This is a genomic window from Methanohalophilus euhalobius, assembly GCF_900215215.1.
Taxonomy (GTDB): Archaea; Halobacteriota; Methanosarcinia; order Methanosarcinales; family Methanosarcinaceae; genus Methanohalophilus; species Methanohalophilus euhalobius.
Window position 1 is genome coordinate 82113 of record NZ_OBDR01000001.1, and the last position, 17654, is coordinate 99766.

The 17654-nt window shown below is 40.9% G+C and carries 24 protein-coding genes; 18 read left to right on the forward strand and 6 right to left on the reverse strand.

The annotated features are described in order from the left end of the window. Positions 1-20: 20 nt before the first annotated feature. Positions 21-1076: an RNA 3'-terminal phosphate cyclase gene (gene rtcA, locus CP947_RS00415; RefSeq protein ID WP_096711309.1), complete on the forward strand. Its 1056-nt coding sequence runs from the start codon at positions 21-23 to the stop codon at positions 1074-1076. Positions 1077-1136: 60 nt separating this feature from the next. Then, positions 1137-2552, forward strand: a complete 1416-nt coding sequence (cysS, locus tag CP947_RS00420; RefSeq protein ID WP_096711310.1) for a cysteine--tRNA ligase — start codon at positions 1137-1139, stop codon at positions 2550-2552. A 44-nt stretch (positions 2553-2596) separates the two neighbouring features. On the opposite strand, the gene CP947_RS00425 is transcribed toward cysS, so the two are convergent. The 3 genes from CP947_RS00425 to CP947_RS00435 all read right to left on the reverse strand — a co-directional run bounded on the left by CP947_RS00425 (position 2597) and on the right by CP947_RS00435 (position 4027). Next, positions 2597-2980 carry a hypothetical protein gene (locus CP947_RS00425; protein WP_096711311.1) on the reverse strand — a complete coding sequence of 128 codons (384 nt, stop codon included), beginning with the start codon at positions 2978-2980 and terminating at the stop codon, positions 2597-2599. Positions 2981-3064: 84 nt separating this feature from the next. Next, positions 3065-3685: a GTP-binding protein gene (locus CP947_RS00430; protein ID WP_096711312.1), complete on the reverse strand. Its 621-nt coding sequence runs from the start codon at positions 3683-3685 to the stop codon at positions 3065-3067. A 30-nt stretch (positions 3686-3715) separates the two neighbouring features. Then, entirely contained in the window at positions 3716-4027 is a 312-nt protein-coding gene (locus tag CP947_RS00435) for a cupin domain-containing protein (RefSeq protein WP_096711313.1), read from the reverse strand. A 303-nt stretch (positions 4028-4330) separates the two neighbouring features. On the opposite strand from CP947_RS00435, the gene CP947_RS10430 reads away from it, so the two are divergent. Continuing rightward, the gene (locus CP947_RS10430) at positions 4331-4471 is read left to right on the forward strand and encodes a hypothetical protein (RefSeq protein WP_013037521.1); all 141 of its coding nucleotides are present in this window, start codon (positions 4331-4333) and stop codon (positions 4469-4471) included. A gap of 257 nt (positions 4472-4728) precedes the next feature. Beyond that, the gene (locus CP947_RS00440) at positions 4729-5070 is read left to right on the forward strand and encodes a hypothetical protein (RefSeq protein WP_096711314.1); all 342 of its coding nucleotides are present in this window, start codon (positions 4729-4731) and stop codon (positions 5068-5070) included. A gap of 240 nt (positions 5071-5310) precedes the next feature. On the opposite strand, the gene CP947_RS00445 is transcribed toward CP947_RS00440, so the two are convergent. After that, positions 5311-6465, reverse strand: a complete 1155-nt coding sequence (locus CP947_RS00445) for an ISH3 family transposase (RefSeq protein ID WP_096711315.1) — start codon at positions 6463-6465, stop codon at positions 5311-5313. Between the two features lie 213 nt (positions 6466-6678). Between CP947_RS00445 and CP947_RS00450 the strand changes: the two genes are divergently transcribed. The 5 genes from CP947_RS00450 to CP947_RS00470 all read left to right on the forward strand — a co-directional run bounded on the left by CP947_RS00450 (position 6679) and on the right by CP947_RS00470 (position 9086). Next, positions 6679-7362 carry a DUF169 domain-containing protein gene (locus CP947_RS00450; protein ID WP_096711316.1) on the forward strand — a complete coding sequence of 228 codons (684 nt, stop codon included), beginning with the start codon at positions 6679-6681 and terminating at the stop codon, positions 7360-7362. A gap of 212 nt (positions 7363-7574) precedes the next feature. Beyond that, positions 7575-8051 carry a hypothetical protein gene (locus tag CP947_RS00455; protein WP_096711317.1) on the forward strand — a complete coding sequence of 159 codons (477 nt, stop codon included), beginning with the start codon at positions 7575-7577 and terminating at the stop codon, positions 8049-8051. A gap of 157 nt (positions 8052-8208) precedes the next feature. Then, positions 8209-8343 (forward strand): hypothetical protein, encoded by a 135-nt coding sequence (locus tag CP947_RS10875; protein ID WP_277749677.1) that lies wholly within the window; start codon positions 8209-8211, stop codon positions 8341-8343. A 154-nt stretch (positions 8344-8497) separates the two neighbouring features. Then, positions 8498-8734 carry a hypothetical protein gene (locus tag CP947_RS00465; protein ID WP_233564800.1) on the forward strand — a complete coding sequence of 79 codons (237 nt, stop codon included), beginning with the start codon at positions 8498-8500 and terminating at the stop codon, positions 8732-8734. A gap of 34 nt (positions 8735-8768) precedes the next feature. After that, positions 8769-9086 carry an ArsR/SmtB family transcription factor gene (locus tag CP947_RS00470; RefSeq protein WP_096711319.1) on the forward strand — a complete coding sequence of 106 codons (318 nt, stop codon included), beginning with the start codon at positions 8769-8771 and terminating at the stop codon, positions 9084-9086. Between the two features lie 3 nt (positions 9087-9089). On the opposite strand, the gene pncB is transcribed toward CP947_RS00470, so the two are convergent. Beyond that, entirely contained in the window at positions 9090-10289 is a 1200-nt protein-coding gene (pncB, locus tag CP947_RS00475; RefSeq protein WP_164908999.1) for a nicotinate phosphoribosyltransferase, read from the reverse strand. Positions 10290-10414: 125 nt separating this feature from the next. Here pncB and CP947_RS00480 point away from each other — a divergent pair, with 125 nt between their 5' ends. The 6 genes from CP947_RS00480 to CP947_RS00505 all read left to right on the forward strand — a co-directional run bounded on the left by CP947_RS00480 (position 10415) and on the right by CP947_RS00505 (position 16035). Continuing rightward, positions 10415-11041, forward strand: a complete 627-nt coding sequence (locus CP947_RS00480) for a hypothetical protein (protein WP_096711321.1) — start codon at positions 10415-10417, stop codon at positions 11039-11041. Between the two features lie 75 nt (positions 11042-11116). After that, a complete protein-coding gene (locus CP947_RS00485; protein WP_096711322.1) occupies positions 11117-13561 on the forward strand; it encodes a DUF3656 domain-containing U32 family peptidase in 2445 nt (814 codons plus the stop codon). 75 nt (positions 13562-13636) lie between these two features. Next, entirely contained in the window at positions 13637-14680 is a 1044-nt protein-coding gene (locus tag CP947_RS00490) for a permease (RefSeq protein ID WP_096711323.1), read from the forward strand. 11 nt (positions 14681-14691) lie between these two features. Further along, a complete protein-coding gene (locus CP947_RS00495) occupies positions 14692-15390 on the forward strand; it encodes a metallophosphoesterase family protein (RefSeq protein ID WP_096711324.1) in 699 nt (232 codons plus the stop codon). A 38-nt stretch (positions 15391-15428) separates the two neighbouring features. Further along, complete coding sequence (locus CP947_RS00500) at positions 15429-15659, forward strand: thioredoxin family protein (RefSeq protein WP_096711325.1); 231 nt, start codon at positions 15429-15431, stop codon at positions 15657-15659. 13 nt (positions 15660-15672) lie between these two features. Beyond that, positions 15673-16035: a putative zinc-binding protein gene (locus tag CP947_RS00505; protein ID WP_096711326.1), complete on the forward strand. Its 363-nt coding sequence runs from the start codon at positions 15673-15675 to the stop codon at positions 16033-16035. 47 nt (positions 16036-16082) lie between these two features. On the opposite strand, the gene CP947_RS00510 is transcribed toward CP947_RS00505, so the two are convergent. Continuing rightward, the gene (locus tag CP947_RS00510) at positions 16083-16619 is read right to left on the reverse strand and encodes an LbetaH domain-containing protein (protein WP_096711327.1); all 537 of its coding nucleotides are present in this window, start codon (positions 16617-16619) and stop codon (positions 16083-16085) included. A 109-nt stretch (positions 16620-16728) separates the two neighbouring features. Here CP947_RS00510 and CP947_RS00515 point away from each other — a divergent pair, with 109 nt between their 5' ends. Genes CP947_RS00515 through larC form a run of 3 tightly spaced genes read left to right on the forward strand, consistent with a single transcriptional unit; the run spans position 16729 to position 17632 of the window. Further along, entirely contained in the window at positions 16729-17250 is a 522-nt protein-coding gene (locus CP947_RS00515) for a hypothetical protein (RefSeq protein ID WP_341539125.1), read from the forward strand. Positions 17251-17285: 35 nt separating this feature from the next. After that, a complete protein-coding gene (locus CP947_RS10990; protein ID WP_341539126.1) occupies positions 17286-17456 on the forward strand; it encodes a hypothetical protein in 171 nt (56 codons plus the stop codon). Between the two features lie 14 nt (positions 17457-17470). After that, positions 17471-17632: a nickel insertion protein gene (gene larC / locus CP947_RS10325; RefSeq protein ID WP_123151355.1), complete on the forward strand. Its 162-nt coding sequence runs from the start codon at positions 17471-17473 to the stop codon at positions 17630-17632. The last annotated feature ends 22 nt before the right edge of the window (positions 17633-17654 follow it).

The window sequence follows — 17654 nt, forward strand, 5'->3', positions numbered from 1 at the left end:
AAGAAGTATAATTAATTTCTATGTCTGATCCTATCTTAGTAGATGGTTCCACTGGAGAAGGTGGTGGACAGATCATAAGGACCTCTGTAGCTCTTTCTGCGGTTACAGGGTTACCTGTGAAAATCATCAATATTCGTGCACAAAGGTATGTCCCGGGTTTGCGAGCCCAGCATGTGGCCGCAATTATGGCGGTTGCACAGTTGTGTAATGCAGAAGTGAGGGGAGTATCGGTAAGTTCAACGGAGATTGAGTTTGTGCCCGGTCCTATAATATCCAATCACATAAAAATAGAAATTCCTACAGCAGGTTCAATCGGCCTTGTCCTGCAGGCCCTTCTGATTCCGATAACCATAGCAGATCAAGATGTACAGGTCTCTATTCATGGAGGTGCCACCTATGGAAAATGGAGTCCGTCTCTTGCTTATATACAGCATGCTCTCTGTCCCATTCTTTCAATGATGGGTTTTCATGTGACTATCCGGATTCTCAGGGAGGGTTACTATCCTCGTGGAGGAGCTCAGGTTTTGGTCAAGGTAGTACCACCGAAAGATTGCATTAAAGCCATTGATCTTTATGAAAGAGGAAAACTGCTGGATATAAAAGGAGTTGCCCATTCGTCCTCGGACCTCGAAAGGGCAGATGTATCTGCAAGGGAAGTTGATGCCATACAGGATTATCTTGCGCAGAGATATGAGGTACCAATAAATATTGATGCCCAATATTCACCCTCTTATTCCACCGGATCAGGAGTAACCCTCTGGGCTGTTTTTGAAAATTCTACTATCGGGATGGATAGTCTCGGGGAGCGTGGTGTCAAAGCTGAGAAAGTAGGAATCGATGCTGCAAAAAATCTTTCACGATGCATTAGAGCAGGTGCAACAGTTGATGAATTTATGTGCGATCAAGTGATCCCCTATATGGCACTGGCCAATGGTCAATCGCGCTTTAAAGCAACATCTGTAACCAGTCATGCCAGAACAAATATGGATATTGTGAACAGATTCCTGAATGTCAAATTTTCGGTATTAAGAGAGCAAAATTTATGGGTAGTGTGGGTGCAGTCATCAAATAGCTGAAAGTTAAATGTATTGATTAAAATAGGAAGGCGTAAATTAGTGTAACAGGTGGTTGTTTGAATGTTACAATTGTATAATACTTTAACAAGGAAAAAGGAAGTTTTCAAACCTTTAAAGGAAGATGAAGTTACAATATATGCATGTGGTCCTACGGTGTATAATATTCCGCATATAGGTAATTACCGAACCTTTTTAATGACCGACAATCTGGTACGTATCCTGAAGTATTTGGGCTACTCTGTGAATCTTGTAATGAATATAACAGATATCGATGATAAGACTATCCGGGATTCAAAGAAAGCGGGAATGTCCCTGAAGGAATTTACAGAAAAATATACTGAAGAATTTTTCTGCGGACTTGATATGCTAAACATAAAACGAGCCTCTGCTTATCCCAGGGCCACTGAAAATGTGGATGGAATGATAGAGCTGGCACAAATACTGATGGAAAAAGGGCTTGCCTATGAAAAGGAGGGTTCGGTGTATTACAGGATTTCGGCTTTTCCGGATTATGGTAAGCTTTCAAAACTGAATTTCAATTCAATTAAGATGGGAGCATCGGTTGATGTCGATGAATACGATAAGGATAATCCCCGGGATTTTGTTTTGCTGAAAGCATCCACACAGGAAGAGATTGAAAGGGGTATTTACTATGAAAGTCCCTGGGGTAAGATCAGGCCCGGATGGCATACTGAATGCTCGGTAATGTCAATGAATCATTTTGGACCTTCCCTTGATATTCATACAGGTGGAGTGGACCTGATATTTCCCCATCATGAGAATGAAATTGCCCAGTCTGAAGGGGCTACAGATAAACCCTTTGTAAGGTACTGGATACACGGGGAACACCTGATAGTTGACAGCGAGAAAATGAGTAAGTCAAAGGGTAATGTTTTCACTCTCCCAAAACTGGTTGACAAATATGGGGGAGAAGTTGTGCGCTTCATGTTTATGTCCGTGCATTACAGAAAGAAACTGGATTTTTCCGACTCCTTTGCCCGGCATGCACAAAACAGCTATTTCAAACTCAGGGAAACACTGGAAAATCTGAAGTTCGCTATAAAGAGCGCAGATGATAATGAATATCCTTCTGATCAGGAAGTGATAGACCTGCCTGACAATCTTGAAGATGATTTCAGGAACGCTCTGGAAGATGATATGAACATCCCGAAAGCAATTGCAGTTTATCATGAATTATCCCGTGTTTCCAACCAGTATCTTGAAGCCGGCAGGAATAAGGATGTACTTGAAAAACTTCTTTCCCTCTACAGGAAGTTTGCAGATACCCTTGGCCTTTTTGCACAAGAAGGTGAGGAAGTTCCAGAAAAGATTATGGAGCTTGTAAAGATACGTGAGCAGGCCCGAAATGAGAGGGATTGGGAAACAGCAGATGCTTTAAGGGATAAAATTGTGCAAGCGGGATTTGTTGTGCAGGATACCTGTGAAGGGCCTAATGTAAAGAGACAAAAGTGCTGATAAAAAGATTATTTGCACTTCTGTCTTGAGGGTGGAAAAGTGGATTAATAGTATACCACTGCCACATCATTGCCTTCCCTGTGTACAACCGGATACTGGGCTTTTGGTACCATGACGGTTATGCGTGACCCGCTCAGATAAATTTCCTCAATACTTGCTCCATCTTTGAATAGAACTTCTATATTGTTGCCGGTAATAGTGGCATTATCAACCCTGGTGCCCCATTCCACCACAACATTGATTGAATCACCATTTATGTACAGATCGATATTTTCCTCGTCATACTGTACGGTTTCCTTGATATTGTCCCCTTTGATTTCTACAACACCGGATTGGACTATTGATCGATTTGTGTCGTCTGCACATCCACTGGTAAGTAGTATTGCAGAAAGGACGAAAATAGCAACAATTGATTTTATGAATTTCATTGTTACCTGTTAACCAATTCAATTATTTAACCATTTTCAGATACCGGTGCTGTCTCTCTTCCATGTAATCATAATACAGTCATTTCACGATTTCATATCCCGCATTCTTCCATCGTTATTTAGCAATTGATCCGTGAAAGATCTAAATTCTTCATCAGGTTTATGTGCAGAAATTCCCAGTATGGTTGAATCAGGGTTAGCATTACGGAGAAAATCTTTTACATTTCTGATATTTTCATCTTTTGCAGATTCTGTTTTGTTCAAACAGATTATGTCAGCCTCTTTAATCCTGTCGATGGCAAATTTGGGCAATTTACTAATATCAGTGATGAAAGTTTTAGGATCTACAATATTTACAACAGGAGCAAAAGACATATCCGGAATATTCATCGGTTCCAGGCTTGCTTTTATCTGGGACGAGGATGCAGTTGATAGAAGTTCGATTATCACAAAATCAGGATTTGATTCACGGGTTGCATTTTTTAAAGTGCTTTCCAGATTGAACCTGAGACTGCAGGGAACGCAGGCGTTTAGCACTTCTTTTGTGATTATATTTGTGTTTTTGATATCATTATAACTGACTCTTCCTTCCTCGGTAAATATTATAACAACCTTTTTCCCCTTATCCGCAAAACTCTTAGCCATTTCCTTTATTGTGGTCGTTTTCCCGCTTCCTGGAAAACCATTTATGATAATTATCTTCATACAACCACACCTTTAATTCATGTAATTTATTTACTTAGTCAGGCACAGAAGTACTGCGAGGTCTTCTTGGGCTTGAAGGGAGTGAGGTGCATTTGCAGGCATGAAAATGAATGTACCTTCTTCCATTTCGATTTCATTTCCATATAAACGGAAGACACCCTTTCCTTTCAGGACCTGGACCACTCCTGTTTTTGTGGATGTATGTTCATCAATATCAGTTCCACCTGCAAGACACATAAGTGTGTAATTATAGGTGTCTGATTTTGTCAGTACTGTACTGAAGATTCCCTCTGTGGGAAATTGCATCAATTCATTCAAATCTTTTGAAAATCCTTTGTCCATTGTTTCACCTCTTATTATCACAATTTATATTTTAGGCAATTGCAAACTTATCTCTGTATTTTTATTTATTTTTCCCGATGTGCCATTTGATCAATAAACCGATACCTATTATAATCAGGACAAATACAAACATACCCACCACAGTATGGTAACCATAACCATAGTACCCAAATTCGTTCATTTAGTTTCCCCTGCAATAATATATTAAATATACTCTGACAACATGTATTAATTTTGCCTTAATGTCTATGATAGATGCGGGTTTTGTGGATATTATCTAAAAATGAGTGAAAGGTTAAAACAATGACAGACGATATAATGAAGTCCATGTTGGACAAAATGGCAAAGGATGGTTTGTTAAAATACAATCCTGAAACGGATACCTATGATGTAACTGAACTGGGCAATCAGGTATTCAATAATCAGGAAGAATCTTCTTCCTGAAATAAATACAATGGACATTTATAAAATTAGACTGTAGCCTCTTCTTTAAGACCAAACAAATATATATTTAGTTGTACCTATTATTATCTGGAAGGGAAACATAAATCGGGGAGTTGTGAATTTCTGAATCGGCATTCGGTCATCTTAAGACAGGTGGTGGTTTTGTCCCTGGTTTCAAATATAGTAGATTGACTTACTGGTTGACTTTAACTCATGCCGATTGTGAATCCTATCTGATCAGTAATGGGGTATTATACATGGAAAAGATAAAGAAGATGGGTCTTTTAGGCGCAACTGCATTGATTGGTGCAGGATTGGCAGCTATGTCCGAAGAGCGAATAAGGGAATTTGTAAAGGCAAGGGTCAAGGAAGGTGCCATAAGCAAGGAAGAAGGCAAGGTACTTGTCGAGGAGCTTGTTAGCGAGACCAGAAAACAGAGGTTGAATCTGGAGAAGAATGTAGTGGAAAAGCTGCACAACACGCTTCAGACAGCCGATAAGGAACTTGCAGATTATGCGGATTCGATAGATGAAATGAAGATTCGGGAACTTGAGGGGGAACTTGAAAAAATGAAAAGCCTGAGGAAAGGCGATAAATAACTGCTGTCTTGGCTATTCGATTATTCACCATTTTACTGGTGAATAAATTATTCTTTTCCTTGAATGTGACTGTTTCTCTTGCGTCCTATATATTAGATATTGCTCTCTGCAAGTTTTGACTTACAATCTAACGCTTGAATCAAAATATCAGGTAACTTTGAGTGTATGGTATATAATGTCTGATATTCAATGTCAGTAGTTCTCTAATTTTCTTTCCATCTTGTTCCTACCCCTATTGAATTACCTTAAACACTGCACTACTAGCTGAATCCTTAACTTTCTCCTAAGCCATTCTTCAACAAACAGAATAAATCTGGCAAACCTGAACTTGTCTTCATCAATGGTTATTGGACCTGGTTTTACGATTGTAAAATGCTTTTTCTGGAGGTATATCCATACATTTCTGAGCAGGAACGATATTATAGTAAAGAAATATCTGAAAGTTACATCTTTTGTTGATGTCCTTGGTTTAACAACATTTCTCATCCTGTAAGATGATTCGTAAGCATTCCGTCTTCTGTAGACGTTACTAACCTTCCTTGGAGGCCACTTAACTCCATAAACAACAAACCCAAGGTTTTCACATCCGTATTTGCCTCTTTTACCTTTCATATACTTCACATCAATTACAATATCCAGCTGAACTTCTTGTCTTTGAGCATTCTTCATTACATACTCTGCAGACCTTGCTTTTCTCCCGTTAAGCAGTTGCTTGATTGCGTTTCCCCTTTTTACTACTGGTGTAATGTGAGAAATCTCCTTGTCCTGTAAGAACTCAAACACATCAACTGAATAGAACTCTCGATCCAGGCAAAGTACCTTGATATTGAAATCCAGTTCTTCGATAAGATCTATGAAATAAGTGAGGTAATCAACTTTTGTTTTATTCCTTTCAACAGGAAGAACTGCAAAAGTAAATCTCTCGTTCTTGTTTATAATGGACAGTGCTACATATGAATAAAAAGAGTTTGTTGATTTCTTGGCCTGACTACGTATCACGTAGTCTTGATTGAATGAATCAACTTTTCCATAATATGGATCATTTGTAAAATCGATAGCAAACTCATACTTTTTTTCTGGTTTCAGAGTACCGACAGAACTGTGAAGAAGAATATTCTCATTTGCCTGGATAAGTTCTTCAAGACTTAGTTTCCTGAGATGATATCTCAAAGATGTCTCACATGGAATCTCTTGATAGTGTTTTGACGCAGAATGAACCGAACTCTTATCCACTGCCATACACATGGCAGTGTAAAATAGATCTTTAGAGCTAAGTGAACCGTTTATCCTGATGTCGATATTTTCTAGAAGTGGTTTAAGAGCAGCATCAATACACTGTTTTGGTCTTAATTCAACCTTCTCACATGTCCTTGAATTGGATGGTGGAAATGACATATGGCGGCGTTCTCGCCACATATAAAGCTATCGGGAGGTGTTGTTAAGTTCAGGTGCTCAAAATTAGCTAAGTACTGACATTAATTATTTTCATATTCATGTCTCTTATTAGGCAAGGAACAGTTGTCCAATAAAAATGCAAAACTTATATATTAAGCAGTAATGTGCCATGAACATAATATCTTCACATTTAACAAACAAGGAATACAAAAAATGAAAATTGAAGAAATAAACCAGATGGGAAAAGAATTGAAAGACCTATTAAAACTCAAATATCCACCAGTAGCTGTTGCGCTTGTGCCAGACACTCATGAAGTACCTGAAGGTATCAATAAAATTGAAGAAAAAATGAGACACTGCCAGATGGTAGACAAAGTTCGCAAAGAGGAAAGCGAATTCTATGCCCTGGTGGATGACCAGAAATGCAAAGGCGGTGCAGCTGTCATGGGACTACAGGAAATGGCACCCAAACTTGCCAACGGGGATGTCTATTACAATCTGAACCGGTATAAAACAATCAACTCCGCAAGACGTACTATGCAACAGGTTCCAACCTTAAAAGAGGGTTCTACGAAAGCAGTACTATATGGCCCTCTGGACAGGGTGAGCTTCATTCCGGATGTGGTACTTGTTATCGATACACCTAAAAAGGCAATGCAACTCTCACAGGCCCTTTTGCACCGTTTCGGTGGTCGTGTTAATGCAAGTTTTGCAGGAATCCAGAGTCTTTGTGCTGACGGGGTAGTCCAGCCTTATAAGGATGGACACATAAGTGCATCCCTGGGATGTGGCGGAAGTCGAAAGTATGCCAATGTTGCAGAAGATGAAATGATAATGGGTATCCCTGTAGAAAGGTTGCATGATATGATAGAAGCATCTCATGAGATGTTTGGCTGAAATCTTTATACCTTATTTATCTCTTGAATCGAAGTGGCATCTATACATTAGATCACCTCATTTTAATTTGAATGAATAGCAAATTTTGCTTTTTGCCTCTCAGTCTATTGTGGCAAGACCATTCACAATCGTTAACTATAAATATATGTAAGTACACATCTATATGTGTAATAAATACATTACACATGTATACAACAGAAAAGGTGATGGAAATGGAAAATAAAACAATTATAGTGCTTGCAGGCACCATTCTTATCGGCATAATGCTGATAGGGACCGTTTCAGCTCACTGGGCTAGTGGCGAATATGTACTGGGAGACTCCCGAAACAGCGGTTATGTAGATGGCAGTGGAGCAGGTTATTACTGCAACTATGGCTATGGACAGGGATATAATGCCAACGGAAGTTATTCAGCTGAGGATGCAACATCAGTGATTACCGAAGATAAAGCAATCTCACTTTTTGAAGAAACTACTGGCATCGATGTAAACGATGAAAACGTCTATCAGATGGGACGCTGGTGGGAAATCAACTACATTGATGAAAATACTATTAAACAGGGACGCGTAGATTCAATAACAGAAGATGTAATCGAGGATTTTTCGGCCTATGCACCGCAGGAATCCTATGAATATCGGGACAACTACAGGTACCAGAGAGGAGCCGGTGGCTGCATGGGCTACCGTTAATCCTCCTTTTTTACAGAGGTGACACAGTAATATGATGTATGGCACAGGTTTTTCCATATGGGGAATGATACTAAATTTCCTCCTGATCTTACTAGTCATAGGCTTCGTTGTTTCACTCTTGAACCGAGGTGGCACAATGTGTTGTGGTAGCCATAATATGCCACGCAATGAAAATATAAATTCTGAGAACCAGAATAAAGCAGACAAGGAGCGTTTAAACAGGCTGGAAACCGAAGTCAAAGATACAAAAAGGATGATTGAAGGATTAAAAGATAAATTTGATGAAGTCTGACCTTATTCATCAAAAGAGTATAAAGAATACAATCCCTACCGCAGTCCTTTGGGATTAAAAGCTCATATTTATTTACCTTCAGTCCTTATTTAATAAGCATATAAGCATTACAAAAATTGGACAAATGAATCTTTTACATGGGTGACATGATAACATGATGTATGGAAATATGATGTATGGCACAGGGTTTTCGGTATGGGGAATGATACTAAACTTACTTCTTATCCTGCTTGTAGTTGGTGCTGTTGTCGTGCTTTTAACACGCAGTGGTGCCATAAATTGTGAAAGCCAGAAAACAGCAGACATAGAACGTTTGAACAGGCTGGAAAATGAAGTAAGGGACACAAAAAAGATAGTTGAAGAAATCAAGGACAAACTTGACGAAATCTAATTTGTTTAAAACATTAGTATAAAGGGTACAACCCATGCAAAAAAAACTCCAGGGGATTGTCAGCCTTGGCGAAGCTCTATCGCATCCTCTGCGACTGAAACTTATATGTATGCTTGCAGACAGGGAATGGTATGTATATGAGCTTGCCAAAGAACTCGATGTTTCCAGACAGGTACTGTATCTTCACCTGAAACGCCTTGAGAAGGCCGATATTGTTGAAAGCGATCTTCGTCTGGAAGAAGATGATATGCGTGCCAAGAAATTCTTTAAGTTAAAGGAATTTGATATAGAATTGGACGTTAAGGACCTTAAAAACATTTTTGAGACCGAGACAATCACAAAAAAGAATTGATCTTTATTCCTCATCAAGTCCTTTAGTGCCGAATATATAGTTGGCCACCCTTACAGCATCCCTGTCGCCTGTTACTTTTTCCTCTGAATCGCTGAGTTTGACAACAGGAATACCATTGATTTTATGCAACTTGATCACAATATTCAAGGGAGGATTCTCCCGGAAAAACCCTGAATTATTGGTCAGGCTTGTACCTATGCCGAAACTGCATTTGATTTTATCCTTACAATATTCCTGTATCCTGATTGCATCTTCGGCCTGAAGGGAATTACTGAATACCACCATCTTCTGGGACGGATCAATCCCAAGAGCTTTGTAATGTTGAACTGCCTGGTCAATGAAAGTATAGGGGTCACCACTATCATGCCTGATACCATCATAAAGACGTGACAGGCGACCATCAAAGTTGTTGAAGAAAGCGTCATACCCATAGGTATCCGCAAGGGCAATGCCGAGCCTGCCATCATAAACTTTGACCCAGTTCTCGAAGGCAAATTTGTTTGCATTGCGCAAACCCACAAGGGCAGAATTACCCATAATCCATTCATGGCCTATAGTACCTATCGGCCGGGTTCCATGTTTCATTGCAAGATATACATTACTTGTACCTGCAAAACTGCGGGATCGACTTAAGGTTTCCACGACCCTATCATGAAGTTCAAAACTGCGACGACGGCGAGTTCCGAATTCACTGAGTACACATCCGGCATTATCAAGTTTGTCGGATACTTCTTTTATCATATCTCCATATTTGTCCAGGAGATCAGCCTTTGAAAGAAAGTCATCAGCCCAGTTATTTTCAATTGTCTCAAAATAAAGTTCGGAAACCGTAGCCATGAGCACGATTTCCCAGAGAATGGTACTATGCCAGGGGCCTTTGATACTTATATCAAGATTATTGTCATCCGTCAGGAATATTTCAACCTCATCGGGATTAAAGCGGTAATTTTGTAGGTGGTCAAGATAGGTATGCTTGAAAAAAGGACAATTCTTTCCCAGCCAGTACCTTTCTTCATCCAGAAGGCGTAATTTGGGAATTTCTTCTCGGACTATATATTCAAGTTCTTCCTTGAACCGGGGGTTGAAACGTTGGTCTCCACGGTTTATGAAGCGATATTCTGCCTGTGCTTCAGGAAAAAGCTCAAGTACTGCCATCTGCATGGTCAGCTTGTACATATCATTATCAAGTATTGACCGAATCACCTTATTGCCTTCAGATAATTGTAACATTTATTAGAGGAATAACAGCCCTTCTGTATTGCATTACAACTATTTAATATAAATGCCTTCGATGTATTACATTTGTAATCGCCCGAGGAAGATAAAGTATGGAAAAGAAAGAGGAAGAACTTGAGGGTGAAGGTTTCGATGAATTACTTCGTTATACTTTTCCTGGTTATATTTTAGGTTTGATTGCCGGTATATTTCTTGATATTCAGGGCTACCAGACCAATCCCTTTGGCCAGTGGATTGTAAGGACTCTTGCAGGCGAGGGAGAATCAATACTCGAAGGTTTGTATTCCATCAGGCAACATCTGGAAGGTGCAGCTGGATCAATGGCTCAGGCATACGGTTGGGGTAAATTTTTTGGTATCACAATCCCCTGGATAATAGATGCTGCAAGCCGAATGGCAGGAGTTGATGTATATGGAATACAGGGATTCTACATTCCTTATTTTTATGCTCTTAGTGATCAGATCGGTGCCAATATTTCCGGACTGGTGTATCTCAAACGAATCGAAGGTTCATGGTCTGCAGGAATATATCGATACATACACCATCCTGTGATGCTTACCAGTATTGCTGTAATCCTGCTGGTACCATTGGGATTGCTTTCAGCCCGTATCCTCGGATTCAGCCCGACAACACAGACTTTCACCGCCTTTGAAACAATTGTAGCAAATCTCTGCTGGCTGCCTCCTGTTGTCGGGTGGATGGCTCAAAAAAGAAAGTAAATCGCTCGAAGCATTCATATAACTTGTACTGTTCTGTTGCATAAAAAGACAAACTGCAACGGAAACTCTAAAACTATGGCCAAATATCCTGAAAAAATTAATCCTCCGGAAATACTATCGCCTGTCGGAAATTATGATGCACTGCTGGGTGCTATCAAGGGAGGAGCTGATGCTATATATCTGGGGGTTGGAGAATTCAATGCCCGCCAGGGTGCATCCAACTTTACACCCGAAGAGATGGAAAATGCCATCGACCTTGCACATCTGCATGGAATTTCAGTATATCTGGCATTCAATGTGCCGGTGAAAGAAACGGAACTCCAGGATGCGATTGATGTCATAGACCGCGCCTATGCAGCTGGAATTGACGCGGTTATTATGAGGGATTTCGGATTTATAGACCTGATCAGGAATAACTATCCTGACCTACCCATACATGGGAGCACCCAGCTCAATACCAATAACACTGAAACTGTCAAATTTCTGGAAAAACTTGGCCTATCAAGAATAATCGTAGCAAGGGAACTTGACACTGCAGAATTGAAACACATCATTGATAGCACCGATATGGATATCGAAATTTTTGCACATGGTGCTCTTTGTTATTCTTACTCCGGACAGTGTCTCTTTAGCAGCTTTGCTGCCAACCGGAGTGCAAACCGGGGTGCATGTGCCCAGCCTTGCAGATGGGAATTCGAGCTGTTCATCAATGGCAGGAACATGAACCATCATATTGGCGGTGTATCCCCTATAAGTTGTGCTGAACTCTGCACTCTGCCAGGTTTGGATGAACTTATCAACACAGGTATTAAAAGTCTCAAGATTGAAGGACGTATGAAAAGAGCTGAATATGTGACCGCCAGTTCTGAAATATACAAAGAAGCTGCAGAGATAATCTGCCAGGATAAAAGACCCGATTCCAGCTGGTTGCAGGAAAGGGAGAATGACCTGGCAAAGCTATTTTACAGAGGTTTTACCCGTGGTTTTGTACTGGGTGACAGGAACGTGACCCACCCCGAATACAGCTCCAGTTATGGGGCATTTTTGGGTAATATACGCCGGGTAAAGAGAAGTAAAAACGCTGCATCCATTAAAGTGAAATTAAACCAGACACTTGAAGTCAATGATGGGATCAGTATCCATACCAGACAACGGATGCTTGGGTCAAAGGTTGAGAAACTCACAGTTGACGGCGGGGACGTTGAGATAGCAGAAAAGGGGAGTATTCCCTACATACATATCAGTCCTAAAACGGTAAAATCTGTAAAAACCGGAGACGATGTTTACCTGAATACAGACGTTTCCCTTCTGGAAGAAATGAGTGAAAGGGATGTTAAAAAGGTACCTGTGAATTTCCAGATACGTGCAAATATCGACAGGCAACTGGAAATTACTGCTTCTGCAGGAGATATGGAGGTGCTTCATGTGTCCGATTATCTAGTACAGAAGCCAAAAAACGCCCCTACTTCTGTAGAACAGATTACTGACATAATAAAAAGACTGGGAGACACTCCCTATATCGCAGATGAAATTGAGTTGAAAGGCCAGGAAGATATCTTTATCCCCCTCGGGGAACTTACCCGGGCCCGTCGCAGCGTGGTGGAGAAACTTCAGGAGAAACAACTGGAAAAATTCCACCGCCAGCCCAAAAACCCAGAATTACCAGCATCCAGACACAAACCCGAAAACAAAATTCCACGTAAATTACTCCTATCTGTAGAAGTAGCAGATATAGAGGGAGCAAAAACTGCTGCTTACAGCGGAGCAGACATCATATATATCCCTGCGGATCTATTCGACAAAGTCGAGAGTAACAAAGACCTTGCTCAAAAAATTAAAATGAATAATATTGAAATAGTATTCACTTTGCCTGCTATTATTCATGAGAATGAACTCGAAGAATGGACAGGCATCCTTGGAAAAATAAAAACAAGAGGATATACTATCGGCTGTGGTGAGCCGGGAACACTCCGTTTGGTACACCAAATGAAAATTAAATGTGTTGCACTGAAAAATTTCACTATTTTTAATTCCCTAACTACAAATGTGTTACAGGCAAATGGCGCATCCCGTGTAATCCTTTCCCCGGAACTTACCCTTGAAGAAATGCAGAATATTGTGCAGGCGTCAGATAATACTATCCAATTTGAGGCTATAGCATACGGCAGGCAACAATTACTTGTTACCGAACATGACCTGCTCAAACCTATTGTGGATAAAGGCTTCTATGATGAAGATAGCAATGCTTTCCTGCAGCACAAAAAGACAGACAGGTACCCCGTTAAAAGGTGGAGAAATAGAACTGTGATCTATGATTCCCATGTCATCAATATGTTGAATAATATAGATGACATGAAGAATACCGGTATAGATGTTCTTCATTTAGAATTTCCACAGGAAAGTCATCGGAAAGTAGCAATTGTCGTTTCTGAGTTTAAGAAGATTCTGGATGGAAAAGGTAAAAAAAACATTCCGGACTCAAAGGTATATTCCAGAGGACTCTATTACACAGGCATATGAAGTGTTTCAACACAAATTGAAATGGACAGGTATATATACCATAGTTTCAATTAATATTGAAATAGAGGTTGCACAATGCCTGACCAATCATTAATTTATCACCTTGCTATCGTAGGACTGGGATCTGTACAGGAGTATCTGGCACTACATGTACTGCTATGTCTGGTGCCGGCCTTTTTCCTGGCCGGAGCTATAGCATCCCTTTTTTCCAAAGAATCTGTACTGAGATTCTTTGGCAATGAGACCCCAAAATACATTTCCTACCCCGTTGCTGCAGTTTCAGGCTGCCTACTTGCAGTATGCAGCTGTACTGTACTTCCGCTTTTTGCAGGAATCTATCGCAGAGGTGCAGGAATCGGGCCTGCAACTACCTTCCTGTTCTCGGCACCGGCAATAAATATCCTGGCAATTGTCTACACCGCAAAAATCCTGGGATATGACCTGGGAGTGGCAAGAGCTGTAATTGCAATCATTCTGTCAATCGCTATTGGACTTACAATGGCGGCAGTATTCGAGCGCCACAGGGAAAAAAAGGAAGGAATAAAAAATTTTGGTGAAGAAAGGCATGCTCACAGTGCATATCTTTTCCTCCTCCTTCTGGCAATCCTCATTGTTCCGGAGATACTTACAGAATGGATTTTGCTGCTAGCCGTGGAAACTGTGCTTGTTATTATAACAGTATTCCTGTCATTCAACTGGTTCCGTAAAGAGGAATTGAAAGACTGGATGGCAGAGACATGGTTCCTGGTTAAACAAATAGCACCTCTCCTTTTGCTTGGTGTTTTCTTTGCAGGTATTATGGTGGAACTGCTCCCGGCAGAATATGTGGCTGCAGTGGTTGGAGGAGCATCATTCGGTGCAAGTTTCATAGCATCGGTTGCCGCAGCATTGATGTATTTCTCCACCCTGACAGAAGTGCCTATAATCAGCGCCCTTACAGAACTTGGAATGGGAAGAGGGCCGGCCCTGGCAATGTTGCTTGCAGGCCCGGCACTGAGTCTTCCGAATATGATCGTAATCAGCAGGATAATGGGAGCAAAAAAAACTTCCCTTTACATAGCTTTGATAGTAGCAGTTGCATCAATCGCCGGCTTTATATTCGGCCTTTATTTTGTATAAAGAGGTAAAATATGAGACTCCTTGTGATTTCGGATATACATGGGAATATGAAAGCCCTGGAAGCTGCAATGGAAATTCCCCATGACGAGGTTATCTGTCTGGGGGACCTGGTTGATTATGGCCCATCACCCAGAGAGGTAATCGATTTCATGATGGAAAACAATATTCCCGTTATAAAGGGAAACCACGATAGTGCAGTTGCAACAGGAATTGATTGTGGCTGCAGTTATGAAATCAAGCATCTTTCAATTGCCACCAGGGATTACACAAAAGATCAGCTGGATGATAGCCAGCTGGATTTCCTGAAGAATCTTCCTGCGAAAATTAAAAAAGAATACAGAGGAGGCAGTGTATTATTTACACATGGAAGTCCCAGATCCTTTTATGAGTATATAAAACCACAAACACCTGATGCAGAAGTACAGGAAATGCTGAAAGGAGTTGAAGCGGATATGCTGGTGGTCGGCCATTCCCACATTCCAATGACAAGGAATGTTGGAAATATTACCATTGTAAATCCCGGATCAGCAGGACAACCACGGGATGGCATACCCCGGGCATCCTGTGCGGTATTGGATACCGATTCGATGGATTTCAAAGTATACAGGCTGGAATACGATATGGAAAGTGTAACGGACAAAATAAGAGAAAGAATGCCCCACTGTGATGAACTTATAGCAATACTGGAAAATGCAGGCGTAAACAAATAAGAAAACTAACTGATAGGAAAATGACAGGAGAAAATCAAATGAAAATAGAAATTCTTGGAACCGGATGTGCAAAGTGCAAGAAGACCTTTGAAGTTGTCGAAAAGGCAGTAAGTGAAGCTGGGATTGAAGCCGAGATCACAAAAGTTGAAGATATAAACAGTATTATGGATTATGGTGTAATGGTAACACCCGCAGTCGTTGTAGATGGTGATGTAAAGATTGCAGGCAAGATTCCTTCAGTCGATGATGTAAAGGAATGGATACAATAACCAGAGGGAAAATATGACCGATAATAACTGTTGTTGTTCTTCAGTAGTAGGAATATTCCCCTGTTCGGGAGGTTCCAACGTAGGCCAGCTGGCAAATCAGGCAGCAATAGAAATGACCAAAAATGGCAAGGGAAACATGATGTGTACAGTAGGCATCGGTGGCCGTATTGCAGGCCTTATGAAATCAGCAGAAGGAGTTGATGAGATCGTGGCTATTGATGGATGCCCGCTAAACTGTGCGAAGAAAACCCTGAAAAATGCCGGGATCGATGTAAATGAACACGTAATCATAACCGAACTTGGCATCAAGAAGAACAAGGATCTGGATCTCAAACAGGAACAGGTTAATGAAGTCCTTGAAAAAATCAATTCTTAAAGTCCAAATTACTTTATAGAAGGGAATTAACCTTCCATATTTTTTGCTCAGTCACTATCCATCTTACGATAACCTTCAACAAGCTCCAGGTTCACACTGGAAACTTTGTGTTTAAAATCCATTAGACCCTGATCGACCAATGGCAATTCTGTGACATCTTTCTCGCTCAGCACAGTGCGACCTACAGGCACACTTTTGGATGCCGGTAGATGGACACCCTGTACCGTAGCATTATGGAGTACCACCACATCATCTTCAAGGACACTGTCAAATACTACCGCACCAAAACCTATGAAACATCTTTTGCCCAACTGGCATGGTCCATGTACGATACACCCATGAGCCAGTGAGGTATCTTCATCGATAAAAACTTTAGACCCTTCAACGCCATGAAGAACCACATTGTCCTGAATATTACATCCTTTTCCGATAACAATAGATGCACCCGGTTCATCTGCCCGTATTACAGCATTTGGTGCTACAAGGACATCTGCTTCTATCCTCACATTTCCCATTACAACGGCACTGTCAGCAATCCAGGCAGTATCATCGATTTGTGGTTTGTCTCCCGCCGGGTTTTCCATGATTATTTCTCCTGTTGTCCCTATAAGGGATAATTACAACTATAATAGATAGCCAAATATATGAATTATATTGTAATATATAATTCATTACAGGATAGAGAGGTCAGCAATGAATCTCAAAAATCTTCTTCAAAAATACAAAAACGGTGAAGTCGGAATTGATGACACCCAGGCCTGTATCCGGTCCCTGGGTTATGTTCCTGTATGTAATGTCGCCAACATCGATACCTTCAGGAAACACAGGACAGGCATCATGGAAGCAGTACTTGCAGAAGGAAAAACACCGGAAGATATTCTGGAAATTGCAAAAGCCCAGATTAAGGCTACAGGTCGTGTCCTTATAACCCGCCTTAATGAAGATCAAACCTCATGCATGAATAATGAATTTGGCAGTGAACGGATAGATTGGGGAATCCATCACAGGACTGCAGCTGTGCATGACGGGACACCCATCATAAAGACCGGAGGTGTTGTGGCTATAATTTCAGCCGGTACTGCTGATATCAATGTTGCAGAAGAAGCACGGATGACGGCAGCGGAGATGGGATGTGAGACTGTGAAGATAAATGATGTGGGAGTTGCCGCCGGCCGGGAGGGTAACATTACCAACCGTGGTATAGAGCCTTTTTGATGTACCTGTAATAGGCCTGCCTGTATCCACCGGATATGGAAGAGGGGCAGGGTGAAGCTGCCCTGTATTCAATGCTACAGTCATGCTCGGTTCTGTCTGTTGTTAACATCGATGCAGGTTTTGTTGCCGGCTCATTCGCAGGCAGGATCGCAAATACGGTTGCTGATGCACGAGAACAGACTGATTCAGTAGTTATTGAGAATTAACAAGGCCGATCATCATGAAAATTCTACTGTTCGATCCGTTCTCCGGTGCTGCCGGAGATATGATTATAGGTTCATTGATTTCACTCGGCGCCGATGGAAACAAAGTAAAAGAGACTCTCGAATCAATACTTGATTACACCAGACAGTGGCATATTACATATCTCAGCAGAATATGATGATTGTAAAGAAGTCTCAAAA

Coding starts and splice junctions, on each gene's coding strand:
- rtcA (WP_096711309.1), top strand. CDS start 21: ATGTCTGATCCTATCTTAGTAGATGGTTCCACTGGAGAAGGTGGTGGA.
- cysS (WP_096711310.1), top strand. CDS start 1,137: ATGTTACAATTGTATAATACTTTAACAAGGAAAAAGGAAGTTTTCAAA.
- CP947_RS00425 (WP_096711311.1), bottom strand. CDS start 2,980: ATGAAATTCATAAAATCAATTGTTGCTATTTTCGTCCTTTCTGCAATA.
- CP947_RS00430 (WP_096711312.1), bottom strand. CDS start 3,685: ATGAAGATAATTATCATAAATGGTTTTCCAGGAAGCGGGAAAACGACC.
- CP947_RS00435 (WP_096711313.1), bottom strand. CDS start 4,027: ATGGACAAAGGATTTTCAAAAGATTTGAATGAATTGATGCAATTTCCC.
- CP947_RS10430 (WP_013037521.1), top strand. CDS start 4,331: ATGACAGACGATATAATGAAGTCCATGTTGGACAAAATGGCAAAGGAT.
- CP947_RS00440 (WP_096711314.1), top strand. CDS start 4,729: ATGGAAAAGATAAAGAAGATGGGTCTTTTAGGCGCAACTGCATTGATT.
- CP947_RS00445 (WP_096711315.1), bottom strand. CDS start 6,465: ATGTCATTTCCACCATCCAATTCAAGGACATGTGAGAAGGTTGAATTA.
- CP947_RS00450 (WP_096711316.1), top strand. CDS start 6,679: ATGAAAATTGAAGAAATAAACCAGATGGGAAAAGAATTGAAAGACCTA.
- CP947_RS00455 (WP_096711317.1), top strand. CDS start 7,575: ATGGAAAATAAAACAATTATAGTGCTTGCAGGCACCATTCTTATCGGC.
- CP947_RS10875 (WP_277749677.1), top strand. CDS start 8,209: ATGCCACGCAATGAAAATATAAATTCTGAGAACCAGAATAAAGCAGAC.
- CP947_RS00465 (WP_233564800.1), top strand. CDS start 8,498: ATGATGTATGGAAATATGATGTATGGCACAGGGTTTTCGGTATGGGGA.
- CP947_RS00470 (WP_096711319.1), top strand. CDS start 8,769: ATGCAAAAAAAACTCCAGGGGATTGTCAGCCTTGGCGAAGCTCTATCG.
- CP947_RS00480 (WP_096711321.1), top strand. CDS start 10,415: ATGGAAAAGAAAGAGGAAGAACTTGAGGGTGAAGGTTTCGATGAATTA.
- CP947_RS00485 (WP_096711322.1), top strand. CDS start 11,117: ATGGCCAAATATCCTGAAAAAATTAATCCTCCGGAAATACTATCGCCT.
- CP947_RS00490 (WP_096711323.1), top strand. CDS start 13,637: ATGCCTGACCAATCATTAATTTATCACCTTGCTATCGTAGGACTGGGA.
- CP947_RS00495 (WP_096711324.1), top strand. CDS start 14,692: ATGAGACTCCTTGTGATTTCGGATATACATGGGAATATGAAAGCCCTG.
- CP947_RS00500 (WP_096711325.1), top strand. CDS start 15,429: ATGAAAATAGAAATTCTTGGAACCGGATGTGCAAAGTGCAAGAAGACC.
- CP947_RS00505 (WP_096711326.1), top strand. CDS start 15,673: ATGACCGATAATAACTGTTGTTGTTCTTCAGTAGTAGGAATATTCCCC.
- CP947_RS00510 (WP_096711327.1), bottom strand. CDS start 16,619: ATGGAAAACCCGGCGGGAGACAAACCACAAATCGATGATACTGCCTGG.
- CP947_RS00515 (WP_341539125.1), top strand. CDS start 16,729: ATGAATCTCAAAAATCTTCTTCAAAAATACAAAAACGGTGAAGTCGGA.
- CP947_RS10990 (WP_341539126.1), top strand. CDS start 17,286: ATGGAAGAGGGGCAGGGTGAAGCTGCCCTGTATTCAATGCTACAGTCA.
- larC (WP_123151355.1), top strand. CDS start 17,471: ATGAAAATTCTACTGTTCGATCCGTTCTCCGGTGCTGCCGGAGATATG.